The 19,233-nt window shown below is 73.6% G+C and carries 20 protein-coding genes; 11 read left to right on the forward strand and 9 right to left on the reverse strand.

Going from position 1 to position 19,233, the window contains the following annotated elements:
• Positions 1-15 precede the first annotated feature (15 nt).
• The gene (locus ACZ7D7_RS09230) at positions 16-1,266 is read right to left on the reverse strand and encodes a YncE family protein (protein ID WP_470823345.1); all 1,251 of its coding nucleotides are present in this window, start codon (positions 1,264-1,266) and stop codon (positions 16-18) included.
• A 142-nt stretch (positions 1,267-1,408) separates the two neighbouring features.
• Entirely contained in the window at positions 1,409-1,774 is a 366-nt protein-coding gene (locus ACZ7D7_RS09235) for a nuclear transport factor 2 family protein (protein WP_470823346.1), read from the reverse strand.
• A 171-nt stretch (positions 1,775-1,945) separates the two neighbouring features.
• Here ACZ7D7_RS09235 and ACZ7D7_RS09240 point away from each other — a divergent pair, with 171 nt between their 5' ends.
• A complete protein-coding gene (locus ACZ7D7_RS09240) occupies positions 1,946-2,251 on the forward strand; it encodes a hypothetical protein (protein ID WP_470823347.1) in 306 nt (101 codons plus the stop codon).
• Between the two features lie 71 nt (positions 2,252-2,322).
• Here ACZ7D7_RS09240 and ACZ7D7_RS09245 read toward each other — a convergent pair whose 3' ends face one another.
• Complete coding sequence (locus tag ACZ7D7_RS09245; protein WP_470823348.1) at positions 2,323-4,077, reverse strand: ABC transporter ATP-binding protein; 1,755 nt, start codon at positions 4,075-4,077, stop codon at positions 2,323-2,325.
• A gap of 169 nt (positions 4,078-4,246) precedes the next feature.
• Here ACZ7D7_RS09245 and ACZ7D7_RS09250 point away from each other — a divergent pair, with 169 nt between their 5' ends.
• The 7 genes from ACZ7D7_RS09250 (at position 4,247) to ACZ7D7_RS09280 (ending at position 9,982) form a co-directional block, all read left to right on the forward strand.
• Entirely contained in the window at positions 4,247-5,335 is a 1,089-nt protein-coding gene (locus ACZ7D7_RS09250; protein WP_470823349.1) for an S-(hydroxymethyl)mycothiol dehydrogenase, read from the forward strand.
• On the forward strand, positions 5,335-5,964 hold the full coding sequence (locus ACZ7D7_RS09255) for an MBL fold metallo-hydrolase (RefSeq protein ID WP_470823350.1): 630 nt from the start codon (positions 5,335-5,337) through the stop codon (positions 5,962-5,964). The genes ACZ7D7_RS09250 and ACZ7D7_RS09255 overlap by 1 nt, the downstream gene beginning before the upstream one ends.
• 123 nt (positions 5,965-6,087) lie before the next feature.
• Positions 6,088-7,002, forward strand: a complete 915-nt coding sequence (locus tag ACZ7D7_RS09260) for an SDR family oxidoreductase (RefSeq protein WP_470823351.1) — start codon at positions 6,088-6,090, stop codon at positions 7,000-7,002.
• 54 nt (positions 7,003-7,056) lie between these two features.
• Positions 7,057-7,863 (forward strand): SDR family NAD(P)-dependent oxidoreductase, encoded by an 807-nt coding sequence (locus ACZ7D7_RS09265; protein ID WP_470823352.1) that lies wholly within the window; start codon positions 7,057-7,059, stop codon positions 7,861-7,863.
• Positions 7,864-8,019: 156 nt separating this feature from the next.
• On the forward strand, positions 8,020-8,715 hold the full coding sequence (locus ACZ7D7_RS09270) for a L,D-transpeptidase family protein (RefSeq protein ID WP_470823353.1): 696 nt from the start codon (positions 8,020-8,022) through the stop codon (positions 8,713-8,715).
• Between the two features lie 200 nt (positions 8,716-8,915).
• Positions 8,916-9,101 carry a hypothetical protein gene (locus ACZ7D7_RS09275; RefSeq protein WP_470823354.1) on the forward strand — a complete coding sequence of 62 codons (186 nt, stop codon included), beginning with the start codon at positions 8,916-8,918 and terminating at the stop codon, positions 9,099-9,101.
• 56 nt (positions 9,102-9,157) lie between these two features.
• Positions 9,158-9,982: an EamA family transporter gene (locus ACZ7D7_RS09280; protein WP_470823355.1), complete on the forward strand. Its 825-nt coding sequence runs from the start codon at positions 9,158-9,160 to the stop codon at positions 9,980-9,982.
• Here the strand turns inward: ACZ7D7_RS09280 and ACZ7D7_RS09285 are convergent, their stop codons facing one another.
• Both ACZ7D7_RS09285 and ACZ7D7_RS09290 read right to left on the reverse strand, forming a co-directional pair.
• On the reverse strand, positions 9,983-11,359 hold the full coding sequence (locus ACZ7D7_RS09285) for a S1 family peptidase (protein ID WP_470823356.1): 1,377 nt from the start codon (positions 11,357-11,359) through the stop codon (positions 9,983-9,985).
• A 116-nt stretch (positions 11,360-11,475) separates the two neighbouring features.
• Positions 11,476-12,306: an SAM-dependent methyltransferase gene (locus tag ACZ7D7_RS09290; RefSeq protein WP_470823357.1), complete on the reverse strand. Its 831-nt coding sequence runs from the start codon at positions 12,304-12,306 to the stop codon at positions 11,476-11,478.
• A 364-nt stretch (positions 12,307-12,670) separates the two neighbouring features.
• On the opposite strand from ACZ7D7_RS09290, the gene ACZ7D7_RS09295 reads away from it, so the two are divergent.
• On the forward strand, positions 12,671-13,057 hold the full coding sequence (locus tag ACZ7D7_RS09295) for a PPOX class F420-dependent oxidoreductase (protein WP_470823358.1): 387 nt from the start codon (positions 12,671-12,673) through the stop codon (positions 13,055-13,057).
• A gap of 15 nt (positions 13,058-13,072) precedes the next feature.
• On the opposite strand, the gene ACZ7D7_RS09300 is transcribed toward ACZ7D7_RS09295, so the two are convergent.
• Both ACZ7D7_RS09300 and ACZ7D7_RS09305 read right to left on the reverse strand, forming a co-directional pair.
• Positions 13,073-13,486: a Zn-ribbon domain-containing OB-fold protein gene (locus ACZ7D7_RS09300; RefSeq protein ID WP_470823359.1), complete on the reverse strand. Its 414-nt coding sequence runs from the start codon at positions 13,484-13,486 to the stop codon at positions 13,073-13,075.
• 168 nt (positions 13,487-13,654) lie between these two features.
• Positions 13,655-14,389 (reverse strand): TetR family transcriptional regulator, encoded by a 735-nt coding sequence (locus ACZ7D7_RS09305; protein WP_470823360.1) that lies wholly within the window; start codon positions 14,387-14,389, stop codon positions 13,655-13,657.
• Between the two features lie 147 nt (positions 14,390-14,536).
• On the opposite strand from ACZ7D7_RS09305, the gene ACZ7D7_RS09310 reads away from it, so the two are divergent.
• Together ACZ7D7_RS09310 and ACZ7D7_RS09315 are read left to right on the forward strand one after the other, a co-directional pair.
• Positions 14,537-15,367, forward strand: a complete 831-nt coding sequence (locus ACZ7D7_RS09310) for an ATP-grasp domain-containing protein (RefSeq protein WP_470823361.1) — start codon at positions 14,537-14,539, stop codon at positions 15,365-15,367.
• Between the two features lie 89 nt (positions 15,368-15,456).
• A complete protein-coding gene (locus tag ACZ7D7_RS09315) occupies positions 15,457-15,945 on the forward strand; it encodes a flavin reductase family protein (RefSeq protein ID WP_470823694.1) in 489 nt (162 codons plus the stop codon).
• Between the two features lie 82 nt (positions 15,946-16,027).
• Here ACZ7D7_RS09315 and ACZ7D7_RS09320 read toward each other — a convergent pair whose 3' ends face one another.
• Entirely contained in the window at positions 16,028-18,370 is a 2,343-nt protein-coding gene (locus ACZ7D7_RS09320) for a PP2C family protein-serine/threonine phosphatase (protein WP_470823696.1), read from the reverse strand.
• A 208-nt stretch (positions 18,371-18,578) separates the two neighbouring features.
• Complete coding sequence (locus tag ACZ7D7_RS09325; protein ID WP_470823362.1) at positions 18,579-18,959, reverse strand: hypothetical protein; 381 nt, start codon at positions 18,957-18,959, stop codon at positions 18,579-18,581.
• Positions 18,960-19,233: the final 274 nt, after the last annotated feature.

Raw genomic sequence — 19,233 nt, forward strand, 5'->3', positions numbered from 1 at the left:
CGAGGGCCCCGGCCGTCAGCCGCCGGCCGGGCCCGTCCAGTCGCGCTGGACGTGACCGAGCCGGACCCGCTGCGGGTGGTCGCCGACGGGCACGGACGCCGTCTTCTCCCCGGTGGCGAAGTCGATGGCCGTGACCCGGTCGGCGCCGCTCTCGGAGACGACGCAGCTGCGTCCGTCGCCGCTGACCGTCGCCCAGTAGGGCTTGGACACGGTGACGAGCGGACCCTCCTGGAGGGTGGCCCGGTCCACGACGGTCGCGTAGTCGTCCATCGTGCCCGCGACGCACAGCTTCGTGCCGTCCGGGCTCATCGACATGCCGTGGTGGCGCGAGTCGTTGACCCAGGTCGTGCGGTCCTCGCTCGTCGCCGGGTTCTTCGGCAGCGTCTTCACCCGCGTGATCCGGTCGGAGGCGACGTCGTACTCCAGGAAGCCGTTGAAGAACGACACCTGGAAGTACAGCTTCGACTCGTCGGGCGAGAACACCGCCGGGCGCACCGCGTCGGAGTGGTCCTCCAGCCCCGCCGCGTCGAGCCGCTCCCGCATGTCGACGGTCCTGACCTGCCGGTACGTCGTCGCGTCCACGACCGTGATGCGCCGGTCGCCCTTCGTCCAGTCCAGCCAGGGGGCGTCCAGCGCGGTGTTGACCTCGCCGATGGACATGTTCCAGAGGTATGTGCCGTCCTTGCTGAACACGTTCTCGTGCGGCTTGTCGCCCGTGGCGAACTTCCCGAGCTGCCGGCCCGTGGCGATGTCCAGCACGTGCACGGTGTTCGCGGTCGACGCGGAGACCGCGACCCGCGTGCCGTCCGGGGAGAGGGCCATGTGGTCGGAGCGGTAACCGTCCACGGGGAAGCGCCAGTTGATCCGTCCGGTGGCGAGGTCGAGGGAGACGACGTCGGCGAAGCTCGGCCGCGACACCACCACCGACGTGCCGTCCGGCGTGGAGTACATGTCGTCCACGAACTGGTCGTGGCCCTCGCCGACGCTGTTGCGGATGGCCGTGAAGTAGATCCACTTGATCGGGTCGGCCCTGATCTCCGCGAGGCGCTCCGCCTTGTCCGGCACGACGTCGATCCGGCCGATCCTCGCCAAGTCCCCCTTGGACTCGACGACATCGGCGGTGCCGTCCCAGTTGTTGCCGACGAACAGCACCTCGCGCAGGGCCGCGGAGTCGGCCGGGGCGGCTTGGGCGGTCGCGGGGACGGCGGCGGTCAGGGCGAGGGCGGCGGCTATGGAGCACAGGTGCCTGGGGCTGAGGGCAGGCAAGGACTGCTCCCTTCTCGGGACACGCACGGCGGGAAAACTGAGCACTGCTCATGTCTCAACTTACTGAAAAGTAAGGAGAGGTCGTGCCGCACCACAAGACCGCGGACACGACAACTTTTCCCGCCGAGGTGTCCCGTCCGGGCTACTCGTCCCAGGCCTGGATCATCGTCTGCCCGACGATCTTGCCGTCCCGCAGCGTCACCATCGACTCGGCCAGGACGCGTGTGCCGTCCGCGTACCGGCACGACTCGGTGAACGCGGCCTGGTCGCCCTGGACGACGCACTGCTCCAGCTTGTGCGTCATGTCCCGGCCGTAGACGTCGTCGAGCATCTCGGTGATCTCGTCCCGGCCGCGCAGCACCTTCGGGCTGCTGGGCTGCGTGTTGTGGTCGACGATGCGCAGTTCGGCGTCGTCGGCGTAGAGCGACGCGAGGGTCGCCGCCGTGTGTTCCTCGATGCCCCGGCGCAGCGCTTCGGTGTCGAAGCCGGGGCCTGCCGCGGTGCCCATGGTGACCTCCTCCGGGGGCCGCGGCCCGACCGTTCCGGGCCGCCCAGGGCCCCGTCTACGAGCCTCCTCCGCCCCCGGGTCCGCGGCAAGCGCAGCCGGACGGCTCCGCCTGTCGGGTGAGCCCGGCCCCGCGCCCGTGTCCGGAAGCGGCCCGCCGCCGTTGCTGAAAGCATGATCTCAACACGACGTATCGTCGCCGCCGTTGGTCTCGCCGCCGGGTTCGCCGGACTCGCCGCGCCGGCGGCGGGCGCGGCCGACGGGGCGGTTCAGGACGCCGGGCGGCTGAACCCGATCACGACGCTCGACTCGCTGGCGGTCGCCGACCTCCCCGAGGAGCACAAGGACGAGATGCCCCGGCCCTCCGCGCAGCTGGCCGAGCTCAACAAGGTGAGCGAGCTGAACCGGCTCAACGAGCTGCACCAGGTCACCGACCTCGTCGCCCCGGTCACCGGCCTGGTGCCCACCGTCGAGTACTGACCGGCGCCACCGCCCGCGAGGGGCCGCCCGCAGCCCGGGCGGCCCCTCGCCGCGTGTCCCGAGGCCAAGGCTCAGTCCGCCGCCGCCAGGAACTGCGTCGCCGCCAGCTCCGCGTACAGCGGGTCCCCGGTCACCAGCTCGGCGTGCGTGCCGACGGCGCGGACCCGGCCCGCGTCGAGGACGACGATCCGGTCGGCCATGGTCACCGTGGACAGCCGGTGCGCGACGACCAGCACGGTCGTCGTACGGGCCACGTCGGCGACGGTGTCCCGCAGCGCCGCCTCGTTCACCGCGTCCAGCTGCGAGGTCGCCTCGTCGAGCAGCAGCAGGCGGGGGCGGCGCAGCAGGGCGCGGGCGATGGCGACCCGCTGGCGCTCGCCGCCCGACAGCCGGGTGCCGCGGTGGCCCACGAGCGTGTCGAGCCCGTCCGGCAGCCGCGCGACGAGACCGTCCAGGCGGGTCGTCTTCACCACCCGCGCGACGGCGTCGTCGTCCGCCTCCGGATTGCCCAGCAGCAGGTTGTCCTTCAGCGAGCCCGACAGGACCGGCGCGTCCTGCTCCACGTAGCCGATGGCGGCCCGCAGCTCCGACAGCTCCCACTCGGCGACGTCCCGCCCGTCCAGCGTGATCACGCCCGAGACGGGGTCGTAGAACCGCTCCACGAGCGAGAACACGGTCGTCTTGCCCGCGCCGGACGGCCCCACGAACGCCGTCATGCCGCGCGCCGGCACCGTGAACGTCACGCCGTGGTGGACGTACGGAAGGTCGTCGGCGTACCGGAAGCGGACGTCGGTGAACGCGACCGACGCGGGCTCGGCGCCGGGCGTGGGCAGCGGCGCGGGCCGGGCGGCCGGCTCGGCGGGCAGCCGCAGCGCCTCCTGGATGCGGGCCAGGGCCGCGGCCCCGGTCTGGTACTGCGTGATCGCGCCGACGACCTGCTGGATCGGCGACATCAGATAGAACACGTACAGCAGGAACGCCACCAGCGTGGCGACGTCGGTGGCGCCCGTCGCCACCCGCGCGCCGCCCACCGCGAGCACCGTGATGAACGCGCACTGCATCGCGAGCCCTGCCGTGTTGCCCGCGGCGGCCGACCACTTGGCGGCCCGCACGCTCTGCCGCCACGACTCCTCGGCCGCCGCGTGCAGCGTGCGCTCCTCGCGGTCCTCGGCGCCGGACGCCTTCACCGTGCGCAGCGCGCCCAGGATCCGCTCCAGGGAGGCACCCATCACGCCGACCGCGTCCTGCGCCTGCCGGCTCGCCCGGTTGATGCGCGGCACGATCACCCCGAGGATCGTGCCCGCCAGCAGGATCACCGCCAGCGTGACCCCCAGCAGCACCGGCTCCACCAGGCCCATCATGACCACGGTCGCCACCAGCGTGAGCCCGCCCGTGCCCAGGCCCACCAGCGAGTCGGTGGTGACCTCGCGCAGCAGCGTCGTGTCCGAGGTGATGCGGGACATCAGGTCGCCCGGCTCGGTGCGGTCCACCGCCGCGACTTTGAGCCGCAGCAGATACGACGACAGGGCCCGCCGCGCGCCGAGCACCACCGACTCCGCCGTGCGCCGCAGCACGTACGAACCCAGCGCCCCCACCGCCGCGTTGGCGACCACGAGCGCCGACATGAGCAGCAGCGCCCCGGTGATGGCGCGGTCCCGCGACAGGTCGGTGATCAGCTCCCGCGCCACCAGCGGCAGCGCGAGGCCCGTGGCGCCCGTGACCAGCGACAGCAGGGCACCCGTGAGCAGGGCCCAGCGGTGCGGTCTCACGTAGCCGAGGAGCAGCCGCCACGCGGGCGCGCCGGGCTCCGTCTCTGCTGTGCTCACTGCTCTCCTCGGGAGTCGGGGCGAAGCCCTCAGATTACGGTGGCACGGGCCCACGGGACCGGGGAATTTCCAGGCCGGGGGCCCGCGGCGCCCGGCCGGTGCGTGCCGTTACCGATCAGTCACGCGTACGCTCGAAGGGATCCGACGGACGGACGAAGGGGCCAGCAGCATGGCGCAGGAAGTACGCGGCGTGATCGCACCGGGCAAGGACGAGCCGGTACGGATCGAGACCATCGTGATCCCCGATCCGGGGCCCGGCGAGGCGGTGGTGAAGGTGCAGGCCTGCGGGGTCTGCCACACCGACCTGCACTACAAGCAGGGCGGGATCAGCGACGACTTCCCGTTCCTGCTGGGCCACGAGGCCGCCGGCGTGGTCGAGTCGGTCGGCGCGGGCGTCACGGACGTCGCGCCCGGCGACTTCGTCGTCCTCAACTGGCGCGCGGTGTGCGGGAAGTGCCGGGCCTGTCTGCGCGGCCGGCCCTGGTACTGCTTCGACACGCACAACGCCGAGCAGCGGATGACGCTGGCCGCCACGGGGCAGGAGCTGTCCCCGGCGCTGGGCATCGGCGCGTTCGCGGAGAAGACGCTGGTGGCCGCCGGGCAGTGCACCAAGGTCGACCCGGCGGTGGCTCCGCAGGTGGCGGGGCTGCTCGGGTGCGGCGTCATGGCGGGCATCGGCGCGGCGATCAACACCGGCGGTGTCGGACGGGGCGACACGGTCGCCGTCATCGGCTGCGGCGGTGTCGGCGACGCGGCGATCGCCGGAGCGCGCCTCGCCGGCGCGGCGAAGATCATCGCCGTGGACATCGACGACCGGAAGCTGGAGACGGCCCGGGGGATGGGTGCCACGCACACGGTCAACTCCCGTGCCACGGACGCCGTCGACGCGATCCGCGAACTGACCGGCGGCTTCGGCGCGGACGTCGTGATCGAGGCGGTGGGGCGCCCGGAGACCTACCGGCAGGCGTTCTACGCCCGCGACCTGGCCGGCACGGTGGTGCTGGTCGGCGTGCCGACGCCGGAGATGAAGCTGGAGCTGCCGCTGCTGGACGTGTTCGGGCGCGGCGGCTCGCTGAAGTCGTCCTGGTACGGGGACTGCCTGCCGTCCCGGGACTTCCCGATGCTGATCGACCTCCACCTCCAGGGGCGCCTGGACCTGGCCGCGTTCGTCACCGAGACCATCCAACTGGACGAGGTGGAGAAGGCGTTCGAGCGGATGCACGCCGGTGACGTGCTGCGTTCGGTGGTGGTGCTGTGATGGCCGCCCGCATCGAACGCCTCGTCACCTCCGGGCAGTTCACGCTCGACGGCGGCACCTGGGACGTCGACAACAACGTCTGGCTCGTCGGCGACGACCGCGAGGTGGTCGTCATCGACGCCGCCCACGACGCCGACGCCATCGCCGAGGCGGTCGGCGACCGACGGCTGACCGCGATCGTCTGCACCCACGCCCACAACGACCACGTGAGCGCGGCCCCCGCCCTCGCCGACCGCACCGGCGCCACCATCTGGCTGCACCCCGACGACCTCCCGCTGTGGAAGCTGACCCACCCGGACCGCGACCCCGACGCCCACCTGGCCGACGGGCAGGTGATCGAGGCCGCCGGCGCCGACCTGACCGTGCTGCACACCCCCGGGCACGCGCCCGGCGCGGTCTGCCTCTACGGCCCGGGCCTGGGCGCCGTGTTCACCGGCGACACCCTCTTCCAGGGCGGCCCCGGCGCCACCGGACGCTCCTACTCCCACTTCCCGACGATCATCGACTCGATCCGCGACCGGCTGCTCACCCTGCCGCCGGAGACCAGGGTCCTCACCGGACACGGCGACCCGACCACCGTCGGCGCCGAGGCACCGCACCTCCAGGAGTGGATCGAGCGGGGCCACTGACCCGGGAGGCACGCCCGGCCGGGTGACGTCCGGGTGACGTCTCCCGAAATGGCGACAGAGGATGTCCGGCTTACCCGCCACCCTCGTGACTGAACGAAGGTCACCGGGTACGGGAGGTCGGACATGCCACTGCCGCTGAAGGACAAGGTCGCGCTGGTCGCCGGGGCGACACGCGGCGCGGGACGGGGGATCGCGGTCGAACTCGGCGCGGCCGGGGCCACGGTGTACGTGACCGGCCGCAGCACGCGCGAGCGGCGCTCCGAGTACGACCGCCCCGAGACCGTCGAGGACACCGCCGACCTCGTCACCGCCGCCGGCGGCCGGGGCATCGCCGTACCCACCGACCACCTCGACCCCGAGCAGGTCCGCGCCCTCGTGGACCGCGTCGCCGGCGCACACGGCCGGCTCGACGTCCTCGTCAACGACATCTGGGGCGGCGAACACCTCTTCCAGTGGGACACCCCGGTCTGGGAACACGACCTCGACAAAGGGCTGAGACTGCTCAGGCTCGCCGTCGAGACCCATGCGATCACCAGCCACCACGCCCTGCCCCTGCTGCTGCGCAACCCCGGCGGGCTGGTCGTCGAAGTCACCGACGGCACCGCCGAGTACAACCGCGACACCTACCGCGTGAGCTTCTTCTACGACCTCGCCAAGGCGTCCGTGCTGCGCATGGCCTTCGCCCTCGGTCACGAACTCGGCCCGCGCGGCGCCACCGCCGTCGCGCTCACCCCGGGCTGGCTGCGCTCGGAGATCATGCTGGAGACCTTCGGCGTACGGGAGGACAACTGGCGCGACGCGCTGGAACGCGTCCCGCACTTCGCCATCTCCGAGACCCCGCGCTACGTCGGCCGTGCGGTCGCCGCCCTCGCCGCCGACCCGGACGTGGCGCGCTGGAACGGCCGTTCGCTCTCCAGCGGCGGCCTCGCGAAGGAGTACGGCTTCACCGACCTCGACGGCAGCCGCCCCGACGCCTGGCGCTACCTCGTCGAGGTCCAGGACCCCGGCCGCCCGGCGGACACCACCGGCTACCGCTGAGCGGCGCCCGCGCGGGGGCTGCCGCGCCGATCACCGGGCCAGTACCGTCGGCCCATGACCGACACGACACGCTTTGCGGGCCACGGAGTTCTCGTCACCGGCGCCGCCCGCGGGATCGGCGCCGCCACCGCGCGGCGGTTCGCCGAGGAGGGGGCGCGGGTGCTGGTGACGGACGTGGACCTGCCCGCGGCCCGGGCGACCGCGGGCGGCCTGCGCGAACACGGCCTCGCCGCCGAGGCGTTCGGCTGCGACGTGGCCGACCGGGCCTCCGTCGAGGCGGCCGTAGCCCGCGCCGTCGAGGCCTTCGGCACGCTCGACGTCCTGGTCAACAACGCCTACCACTGCGGCCCCGACGCCGCGCGCTTCGAGGACGAGCCCGACGAGTCCTGGGCGCGCGACCTCGACCTCACCCTGACGGGCGCGTACCGCTGCTGCCGCGCCGCCCTGCCCCACCTGGCGGCCTCCGGGCGCGGCGCGATCGTGAGCATCGGCTCGGTCAACGCGGTGCAGGACTTCGGCAACCACGCCTACAGCGCCGCCAAGGCCGGCCTCGCCTCCCTCACCCGCACCCTCGCCGGGCACGCCGCCGCCCGGGGCGTCCGGGTCAACCTGGTCGTGCCGGGCACGGTGCGCACCCCGGCGTGGCAGGGGCGCGACGCCCAGCTGGACGCGGTGCGCGCGCTGTATCCGCTCGGCCGGGTCGGGCAGCCGGAGGACATCGCCGCCGCCGTCGCCTTCCTCGCCTCCCGCGACGCGGCCTGGATCACCGGCACCTCCCTCACCGTCGACGGCGGGCTCACGGCCGTCAACGCCGGGTTCCGCGCGGCAGCCGCGGGCGCGCTCGACGACCCCGAGGGGTGAGTCGCGGGGCGTCGGCCCGGAGCCGGGGCGCCCGCGGAATGTCACCGTTTCGTACCGGCCGCCGCCCGCGGCACAACCGATCGCGCCGGACGCCGGTCTAGTTGTCAGACATCGCAGAAGCCGCTGCGAGCATTCCGCGCGAAAGGCATGACGGCCATGGGGGACATACGCAGAAGAGGAGTCGTCGCCCTCGGGGTGACCGCCCTGGTGACACCGCTCACGCTCGCACTCGGCGCCGCGCCGGCGCAGGCCGCGAGCTGCACGACGACGGCCGGCCCGTACCAGAAGCAGGTGGAGAAGTTCCTGGGCCGGCCGGTCGACGGCAAGCAGTCGAGCGCCGACTGCAAGGCCATCCAGGCCTTCCAGAACAAGCACGGCATCCGTCCCAACATCGGCTACGCCGGGCCGGTCACCTGGGGCGTGATGGACCTCATGCTCAAGCAGAAGGCCGTCGGGACGAACCCCAACAAGGCCGGCAAGTGCCCGGTGAACAAGGGCCGCATCGCCTGCGTGGACCTCACCCTCCAGCTCAGCTGGATCCAGGACGGCAGCAGGCTCGTGTACGGCCCGGTCCCCGTCCGCACCGGGCGCGACGGCTACGAGACCCGCACCGGCCTGAAGAAGATCTACTGGCGCAACATCGACCACGTCTCGACCATCTACGACGTGCCGATGCCCTACAGCCAGTTCTTCGACGGCGGCCAGGCCTTCCACCAGGCGAGCCTCAGCATGTGGAACCCGCCCGGCTCGCACGGCTGCGTGAACATGACCACCACCGACGCCAAGAAGTACTGGTCGCTGCTGAAGACCGGCGACGACGTGTACGTGTACGGCCGCAAGCCCGGCACCTGACAGACGCGCCCGCCGGGCACCGCCGGACCGCCCGCCGGGCACCGCCGAAGCCGGTGCCCGGCCCGTGCGGCAGACGTGAACTCCCCGGTCACAGCGGCCAACTGCCCTCTCGGGAGGTCCGCATGGACGTGAGCAGGGACACGGTCCGATATGCCCCTTTTGCGTGTGCTTACTCACAGCGTCTTCACCTCCGGAGCCGTATGCTTCACAGCATGTCCACCACTGTTGAACCCTCCTCCGAGCGATCGGCTGCCGAGGTCAACGAGGAGATCCGGGCCCTGTGGCGCCGGTCGGGCGGGACACTCAGCGTCGAACAGCGCGAGGAGTACCAGCGCCTCGTCCTCGAATGGGCCTCCGCGGCCCCGCAGCGGGTGCCGGCGGCCTGAGCACCGGGTAGCCGCCCCCGCGCATCGCATCCTCGTCCCTGGGCACCCCTCACCCGATGGGTGCCCTCCTCGCACTGGCCTCGGCCGTCTGCTACGGCATCGTCGACTTCGCCGGCGGACTGCTGTCCAGACGCGTCCCCTACGCGGCCGTCACCTTCCTCGGCCAGGTCGGCGGGCTCCTGCTCGCCTGCCTGGCCGCCCTTCTCGTGCAGGCCGACGCCGTGCGCCCCGCCGACCTGCTGTGGGGCGCGCTGTCCGGCCTCGGCAGCGGCACCGCCATGCTGGCCCTCAATCGAGGGCTGAGCCGGGGCGCCATGAGCGTCGTCGTGCCTTTGAGCGCCGTCACCGGCGTCGCGCTGTCCGTGCTCTGCGGCGTCGTCCTGCTCGGCGACCGCCCCGGCGCCCTCGCCTGGACGGGCATCGCCCTCACCGTGCCCGCCCTGTGGCTGGTGTCCGGCGGCTCGACGGGACCGCGCTCCGAGATCACCGACGGACTGGTCGCGAGCGCGGGCGTCGCCGTGCAGTACGTCGCCCTCGGCCAGGCCGCGGCCGGCAGCGGACTGTGGCCCGTCGCCGCCGGACGCGTCGCCGCCGTGCTCCTGCTGCTGCCGGGCGCGGCACGCCACCACCGGAGCCTGCGTCTGCCGCCCCGGCGCTGTGCCGAGGCCCTCGTCATCGGCGCGGGCGCCGCCCTCGGCCTGATCCTCTATCTGCTCGCCGCCCAGCGGCAGTTGCTCGCGGTCGCCGTGGTCCTCGCCTCCCTCTACCCGGCCCTGCCCGTCGTCCTCGGCCTCGCCCTCCTCGACGAGCGCCTCACCCGGTGGCAGGCCCTGGGGCTGGCGGGCGCCGGGACGGCCACCGTCCTGCTCACCCTCGGCTGATCAGCCCCACGTCGCCGAGTAGTACCGGCGATAGCGGTCGCGGTCCCGCTCCACCCTGATCCAGCGCGTCGCCACGAGGGCGACCAGGCTGCCCGCGACGACCAGCAGGCCAGGGCCGGCGTTCCGGCGGTCCGTGAGCCGCGACAGCAGCGCCGAGACGTCCGTACCGTCCGTGACCGGCGCCGACGGGCCCGGCACCGCACCGCCCGGAAGGGCGGCACCCTGCGGGCTCGACGGCGCGGACGAGGCGCCGCCCCCCGAGTCGCCGCCGGGGGAGCCCACGATCAAGCGCACACCCAGGGCCGCCATCGCCTTCGTCACCGGCTGGAAGAACGTCGTGCCGCCCTTCGCGCAGTCGCCGTTGCCGCCCGACGTCACGCCCAGCGCGACACCCTCGGAGAACAACGGGCCGCCGCTGTCCCCGGGCTCGGCACACACGTCCGTCTCGATCAGGCCGGAGACCGTGCCCTCCGGGTAGTTGACCGTCGCGTCCACCGCCGTCACCCGCCCCGCCCGCAGCCCGGTCGTGCTGCCGCTGCGGAACACGCGCTGCCCCACGGACGCGTCGCCCGCCCCCGTGATCCGCACGCCCTCGCCGCCGCCGACGGCCACCACGTCCGCGCCCTCGCCGGCCTCGCCGCCGTCGTACTTCACGAGGGAGAAGTCGTCGCCCGGGAAGCTCCCGGCCACCGTCGTGCCCACCCGCCGCTCACCCCGGCCGTCCGCGAACCACACCGAGCCGTCCGGGCCGCAGTGCCCCGCCGTGAGGATGAAGTCGTCGCGCCCGTCGGTCACGTTGAACCCCGCCGAGCAGCGCCCCGCCGTGGACAGGATCGGGCGCGCGCCGTTCAGCCGGGTCGTGAAGGCGCCCTCGGTGCGCTCCATGCGCACGAACCCGCCGATGCCCTCGGCGACACCGGTCAGCCGGGACCAGTCGGACGCGGAGACCGTGCGGTCGCCGCGGACCACCACCCGGTTGTTCCGGTAGTCCACCGCCCACGCCGTCCCGGCCACCCGTGGCGCCGCCCGCAGCGTCGCCGTGGCCGCCCGCAGATCGCGCATGCTGTGCCGCACGAGCCGCGCCTCGACGCCCGCCCGCCGCACCTCGGCCGCCCCCTCCCGGTCGGTGACCGCGACGACCGGCCGTCCGTCGGCACCGATCCAGCTGCCCGCCGTACGGGACACGCCGAGCCGCGTCACGACGTCCGCGCCGGCCGTGGTGCGGGCGTCCGTGCGGGCGTCCGTGCGCGGCGCGGCCGACGGGCCGGGCGGCTCGCTCGCCACGGCACGGGTCATCATCACCGTGCCGAGCAGGAGCCCGCCGACGGCCGCCAGCCGCGTCACTCGCCGGACGGTACGTCGTCGTGCGTGCCTCATGCCTGACTCCCGGGCCCGAACAGCGGCGCCTCGGCACCGCGGCGCGCTCTCGGAGTCGAGCGCCCTCCCTCCATACGGGGCCCGGGCCGGGCGCGTTCACCGCGCCCGGCAGCGCGTCAGCTCTTGCGGCCCACTCCGCAGAACATCGCCACCTCGGCAGGCTCCGGCCCGTCCTCGGGCTCCGGACGCCAGCGGGAGCAGGACGCGACGCCCGGCTCCAGCAGCTCCAGACCGTCGAAGAACCGGACGACGTCCTCGGGCCTGCGCTGCGTCAGCTTCGGAGTGCCGTGCTCGTTCCAGAACTTGACCGCCTCGTCCACGTCGGGCATCGCCGGGCTGGTGATGGTGTGCGACAGCACCAGGTGGCTGCCCGACGGCAGGGCGTCCAGCAACTGCCGCACCACGCCGTAGGGGTCCTCGTCGTCGCGGAGGAAGATGACCACGCCGAGCAGCATCAGCGCGACCGGCTTCGTGAAGTCCAGGGTCCGCGCCGCGTGTTCGAGGATCGCGTCGACGTTGCGCAGGTCCTCGTCCAGGTAGTCCGTGGCGCCCTCGGGCGTGCTGGTGAGCAGCGCGCGGGCGTGGGTGAGCACCAGCGGGTCGTTGTCGACGTAGACGATGCGGGACTCCGGCGCGATCTTCTGCGCGACCTCGTGCGTGTTGTCGGCGGTGGGCAGGCCGGTGCCGATGTCGAGGAACTGGCGGATCCCGGCCTCGGCGACGAGGTGGCGCACGGCCCGCCCGAGGAAGAGCCGGTCGGCGCGGGCGTACTCACCGATGCCCGGGTGCAGTTGGCGTATCTGGTCGCCGGCCGCGCGGTCGACCTCGTAGTTGTCCTTGCCGTCGAGCCAGTAGTTCCAGATGCGGGCCGTGTGCGGCTGGGAGGTGTTGATGCGGTCGAGCAGCGGCTGCTGGGCGTGCTGCTCGGCCGACGGGGTGTCGGTCACGGGGACTCCCGGGGTGGTGACGTGCGCGGACAAAGAGCAATTTAGACCCGCGAGTTGATCTCTGACGAGTCTTCGGCGCCTTCCGTCCCCGGCCGGATCGCCGCCCGACCGCGCGCGTCGCCCCACAGGGCCGCGTCCCCCGCGTACGGCCGCAGCAGGGCGGTGAGCCGCTCGTCGCCGCGTCCGTTCAGCTCGTCGGAGGTGATCTTGCGGGCGATCCCCGCGAGGAGTCCGCGAGTTGGACCCCGGGATCGTCCCGCGCCGCCACCAGCCGCACCCCGGCCGGGGCGACGCCGGCCCGCCGCGCGGTCTCCTCGATCCACGCGATGCGCTCCGGCGTCCGCGTGTGCCTAGACTGCCCGTCATGGACGACGCGTCGCTCGACCGGCTCGCTGCCGGGAAGTACCTGCTCCTCACCAGCTACCGCAAGAACGGCACGCCGGTCGCCACGCCGGTGTGGGTGGTGCGCGACGGCGACTCGCTCGGCGTCTGGACGGTCGCCGACTCGTGGAAGGTGAAGCGGATCCGGGCCCGTGCCGACGTCCTCGCCGGCCCCTGCGACCTGCGCGGCAACCCGACCGGCGAGCAACTCCCGGCCACCGCCGAGATCGTCGACGCGGCCACGGTCGCCCGCTACCGCCGGCTCCTCGCCCGCAAGTACGGCCTCGTCGGTCGCCTCACCCTGCTCGGCAGCAGGCTGCGCCGCGGACTCGGCGGCACCGTCGGCATCAGGGTCACCCTCACCGGCTGAGACGCCGCGGGCCCGTCAGGTCCAGGCGCGGTACGGCTCGTCCACGAGCTGGAAGACCGGCTCGCCCCGCACCGGGTCCTTGGCGGTGGACAGCCGCACCCGGTCACCGCTGTGGATGCCGACGGGCGGGCCCATGACCCGGCCCCGCACGACGAAGCCCTCGGTCATCTCGATCAGCGACACATTGCGCGCGGCGGGGGAGTTGCGGTGCACCACCGTGGAGTGGCGGACCGTGCCCGTGCCCTCGCTGCGCTCCGTGCGCAGGTCGCTGCCCCGGCACACCGGACACAGCAGCCGGTGGTACATGGCGGTGCCGCACCAGGCGCAGCGCTGGAAGAGGATCGCGTCCTTGTCCGGGCCCCCGGGTGCGAGGACGCCCGTGGCGGAGCCGGCTGCCTGCTGAGTGGCGCTTCCTGAGTGGTGGTACACGCTGTCAACTCCCTGCACTCGGCCGGAATGCCGCGTGCGCGGACACCCGGGCACGCGCGTGCCCGGTTCGCCGTGCCACCGCGCACGGCATCAGAGTATGGCACTGAGTGCCAGGCGTAAAGGCACTGCGTACCCCATTGTGGCCGTAATCGCCCGCACGGGCCCCGCTCAGTCCCGCGCGAGGGTGGTCTCGATCTCCTGGACGACCCGCCACAGCGGAGCCCCGCGCCGCGACACCACGACCACCACGTCCTGCGGCCGCTCGTCGGCGGGCGGCACGGCCGGACCGCCGAACGCCGACCGTACGTACCCCACCGCGTGGTCGAACGCGGCGCTCGCGTCGCCCTTGCCGTCCGAACGCAGCCAGGACCGCAGGGCGTTGTTGTGCGCCGCGACCACCGCCGCCGCGATCACGTCCGCCTGGAGCGTGCCGTCGGGCTGGCCGGCGAACCGCCCGCGCAGGTACTCGGCGAGGGCGCGCTCGTAGCGCCACACCACCGACAGCTCGTACGCCCGCAGCCCGGGGACCCGCTTGGTGAGGCGGTAGCGCTGCACCGAGAAGGACGGGTTCTCGGCGTACATGCCCAGCACCAGCCGGGCCGCCTCGCAGACCCGGCGCACCGGCTCGCGCTCGTCGCCGCCGGACGCGAGGAACGCCGTCATGTCCGCCAGGCACCGCTCGTGGTCGGGGAAGACCACGTCCTCCTTGGAGGGGAAGTAGCGGAAGAACGACCGCCGTCCGACCCCGGCGAGCGCCACGATGTCGTCCACCGTGGTCTGTTCGTAGCCGCGCTCCAGGAACAGCCGGAAGGCCGCCGCGACCAGCGCGTCCCGCATGGGCGGCTTCGCGGCCGCCGCCTCCGCCTTCTCGCCGCGGCGGGGCGCCGCACTGCTGGAGCTCATGAACGGAACGTAGCACCCGCACGGCCGCGATGGCACTCGGTGCTGCGGGAACAGGGAACTGAGTACCCTACCGGGCTCGGCAGGCGCCGGAGCCGGGGCCGCGGGCCTCGCATACGATCTTCCCCAGTCGCCGCCGAGGAGCCCCGCATGCCGCACGCCCGCCCCCGTGTCCTGTACGTCACCGACCTGGCCTATCCGGCCCGCGGGCGCCGCTACTGCGACGAGGACATCTTCCTGACCTCCCGGCTGCGCGAGCACGTCGACCTCGCCCTGTGCCACCCCCGGGACGCAGCCGCCCTCATGGACGCCTTCGACGCCGTGGTCGTGCGCAACAGCGGCCCCGTACTGGAGTACCAGGAGGCGTACGACGCGTTCCGCGCGCGTGCGGCCGAGCGCGGCACCCGCGTCTACAACCAGCTCACGGGCCGCGCCGACATGGCGGGCAAGCAGTACCTGCTCGACCTCACCGCCGCGGGACACCCCGTCATCCCCACCGTCGACCGCGCCGAGGACCTGCACCTGCTGCCCGCGGCCGGCCACTACGTCGTCAAGCCGAAGCTGGGCGCCGACTCCATCGGCCTGCGGATCGTCCCCGCCGACCGGGTCCGCGACGAGGTGCGCGGCGAGGTCCTCGTCCAGCCGCGCGTCGACTTCGCCTACGAGGTCTCCTTCTACTTCGTCGACCACGACTTCCAGTACGCCCTGTACGCCCCCGACCCCGCCCGGCGCTGGGAGCTGCGGCCCTACGAAGCCACCGCCGCCGACCTGGAGTTCGCCCGCCGCTTCATCGACTGGAACACCATCGACCACGGCGTCCAGCGGGTCGACGCCTGCCGCGCTCCCGACGGCGAACTGCTGCTGGTCGAGCTGGAGGACCTCAACCCCTACCTGTCGCTCGACGCCCTCGACGACACGCGGCGGGACGCCTTCGTCGCCGCGCTGACCGCCTCCCTGCACGGCTTCCTCGCGGCGGGCTGACCGCGCGTACGGGCCGGGATGGCACGGCCGCCGGCGCTGTGGTGAGCTGGAAGGACGCGCCCGGCACCGGAGAGGGGACGGCACAGGGCATGGCGGACCTGGACGCGTTCACACGGCGGCTGAACCCCGACATGTGCGTGGTCACGGCCTCGGCGGGCGGTGAGCGCGGCGGCTGCCTGGTCGGGTTCGCCTCGCAGTGCTCCCTCGACCCCGTGCGGTTCGTGGTGTGGCTGTCCGAGGTCAACCACACCTACCGGGTGGCCCGTTCCGCGGACGTGCTGGCCGTCCACCTCCTCACGCGTGAACAGCGCGACCTGGCCGAGCTGTTCGGCGCACGCACCGGCGACCGGGAGGACAAGCTGGCCCGGGTCGCGTGGCGGGAGGCGTACGGCGGGGCCGTCGTGCTGGAGGACGCCGCGGCCTGGTTCGTCGGCCGGGTCGTGCTGCGCGCCGGGGGCGGGGACCACATCGGGTTCGTCCTCGACCCCGTCGAGTGGGGCGAGCGGGAGACCGGCGGCGGCACGCTGCTGCGCCTGGCGGACGCCCAGGACATCGCGCCCGGCCACCCCGTCGACTGACGGCCTTCCGGCCGGGCGGGCCGGGGCCGAATCGGCGGAACCGGGCCGCGGCCGGGCCGGCGGTGCGTCTTGGGCGGTACGCCTACTGGGGCCGCGCGTCGGCCGGATCGTCGAGCGGCACCCGGATGTCGAGCACGCACACGTCGTCGCGCCGCTCCTCTTCGAGCATCGCCGCGAGCACGGGGTCCAGCGGCGAGCCGGTGTGGTGCCCGTGCGCCTCGACGACCCGGGCGAGCCGCTCCATGCCCCGGTCTATGGGTTCCTCGGGCCGCTCGACCAGGCCGTCCGTGAACATCAGCACCCGGTCGCCCGGTCTCAGGAGGCACTCGCCCTCCTCGAAGACCGGTGTGGCACTCGCCCCGAGCAGCACCCCGCGCGGCCGGTCGAGATAGCGCGCCTCGCCGTCGCGCAGCAGCAGCGGCGGCGGGTGACCGGCCTGCGCCCAGACCAGCCGGCGCCCCTCGGGCTGGTAGCGGGCGAGGACCATGGTGGCCGTGCCGTGCGAGTCGTGGGAGTGCAGCAGCAGCGTGTTGAGGCGGGCCAGCGCGCCGGTCAGGGACGAGCCCGTGATGACCATGCCCTTGGCGGTGAACCGCAGCTGGGCCATGGTGGCGACGGCGTCGATGCCGTGTCCGGCGACGTCGCCGACGACGAACAGGGCTTCCTTCTCCGACAGTTCGATCGCCGAGAACCAGTCGCCGCCGACGTTGACGCCCGCCTGCGCGGGCAGGTAGGCGACGTCGACGTGCAGACCGGAGAGCCGCATCGACCGCTTCGGCAACGGCAGCAGCGCGTGCTGGAGGCGGGCCGCCAGTGTGCGTTCGGCGCGCAGTACGTCGTGCTGGGAGAGGATGGCCCGCTCGCTCTCGACCAGGGCCAGCTCCACCCGGCGCCGGGCCGTCAGGTCCTGCACGACGCCGTGCACCTCGACGGGCGTGCCGCTCAGGTCCTCGACGGCCTCGGCGACGACCCGCAGGTGCCGCACGGCGCCGGCCGCTCGGACGCGAACCGGCAGGTCGAGCGGCCGGCCCTCCTCCAGGAGCCGCTCGACGGCTCGCGCGAGCGCGGGCGCGTCCTCGGGCAGCGCCAGACTGGACAGTTCGGCGAGGCGGACCGGACCGTGCGCGGGTTCCCGGCCGAAGAGCGTGAAGACCTGCGACGACCAGGCCGCCTCCTGCGTGACCAGGTTCCAGTTCGCCCAGCCGAGGCTGCCCAGCCGCTGAAGATCCGCCAGCCGCTGTTCCTGGAGGTCGGAGGCGTCCTGCCGCAGCCAGGTGACGACCAGCCGGTCGTCCAGCCGCGTCACCCGGACCGCGTACGTGGACAGCTCCGCGACGCCCGCGACGATCTCCTGGTGGGCGAACGGGGCGCCCTCGAAGGGCTCACCGGTGGACAGGGTGCGCAGGCAGCCCCGCCACACGGACTCGCGCCCCATGGCCGGGCAGCACTCCAGCAGCCGCCGTCCGGCCAGCTCGTCGCGGGCGTGGCCCACGATGTCGCCGGCCTGCGCGGTCGCGGCGTCGATGCGGAAGTCCTCGACGCGTCCCGCCGGTGAGCGCAGCGGCGTCAGCAGCAGCGCCGCGACCGGCAGCGCGTCGAACACGGTCCGCAGGGAGGCCTCGGCGGTCCGGGCGGCGCCGGACTCGTCCCGGCCGGGGCCGAACAGGCGCAGCGGGCCCGAGCAGAGCAGCGCGGCGCCGCGCAGGTGCTCGCGGCTGCGGGGGGTGAAGGCGCCGGAACGGGGGTGGAGCACGCCGACGCACACGTCGTCCGCGTTCACGCTCGGCACCGGCAGCCAGGCCTGGGAGCGGTGGTGCCACGGCGGCTGGTCGACGGGCGACCGGTGGCCGGCGCGGCCGGTGCCGGTGTCCTCCAGCCAGCACGGCTCGCGGTCCCCGAGGGCGTCGAACGGCGGGAAGCCGGCCAGCGGCGGAACGTGACGCCACGCCTCGGCGTGGGTGTCGCCGAGACCGGCGTGTGCGACGAGCTCCAGCCCGCCGGAGGGCCGGCGGGCGTAGAGCACGACGGTGTCGGCGCCGGTGTCCGGCGCGAGGTGCTCCAGCAGGCACTCCGCGAGCTCCTGCACCCCGCCGACCCGTACCAGGGCCCGCCCGAGGCGGCCCAGGGCGGCGGCGACGTCGTCGGGGGAGGAGGCCTCACCGGGCATGTCCGACGCGGCGGCCGTCGCGGCCTGCGCGAGGGTCTCGAGGCCGGGGGACGCGGCCGCCTGCTCCCCGGCCAGTGGGGGCACGAGGCTGCCGAGCGCGATCCAGCACTCCTCCAGCAGGGTCCGGCGCGCCGCCTTGGCCCGCTGGGCGAGCGTCTCCCGTGCCGCGTCCGGGGAGCAGCTGCTCGCGGCCATCACGGCGCCCACCGCCCGTTCGAGGACGGCCGACGTCGCCGCCAGGTCGCGCAGCCGTTCCATCTCGGCGCGCTGCCTGGCGACCACCTTGGCCAGCGCGATCGTGTCCGGGGCGACGCCGGGCTCGATCGGGCTGGTGGGCTCGCTTGTCACGGGTTGAGCATCGCACACGCACGTCGGTTCGATGACCGGCTTACCCACACGTAATCTTCCCCGAGTGGGCACGTCACGGTCGAAAACGCCCTCCGGCGCCGGAGGCGGAACGCGCCGTTCAGCGGCCGGATCCCTGCTCCGCCAACGCCCGTGCGACGGCCCGGACGCTGCGTGCGATGTGCTGCAGGTGCAGGACCTCGGCGGCATACAACTTGATCGTGTGTTCGATCACGGACTCGTGCAGGCCCAGCCGGGGCAGGTCGGCCCGCGCGGTCCGGAGCGCGGTGCGGGCCACCCGGATCTCGTGCTCCACCTGGATCTGCGCGTGCCGGGCGAGCAGCACGGGGTGGCGGATCAGGGCGGGGTAGCCGCCGTAGCGCGCGGGCACCAGCTCGCGCAGCCACCTGGCCGCCGAGCGTTCCCAGTCGTAGCTGCCGGGGGTCTTGACCTGGCAGGGCCAGTCCGGGCTGACACGCGTGGACGTCAGAGGCATGATCATCGCTTCCGGTGGTGCGGCTCGTCGGGGTGCGACGGGGTGGGGGCGGCCCCGGCCTAGGGGATGACCGGGGCCGCCACGGGCTCTCGCGCAGGCGATGGCCCGGTCGGGCACCCGGGGCGCCTGGGCGGGTGGGAGTCGGCGGCGGGTGCTCGTGCAGCGTGAGCAGTATTTATATATGCCGTTGACTTGGCAAGGAGTATGAAAACATTCATGCGTGCTGTGAACGGACCGCTCTCCGCGCGGGCCCGTACGGTGACACCCCACCGGAGCTCAA

The sequence above is a fragment of the Streptomyces sp. NPDC037054 genome (assembly GCF_055606745.1).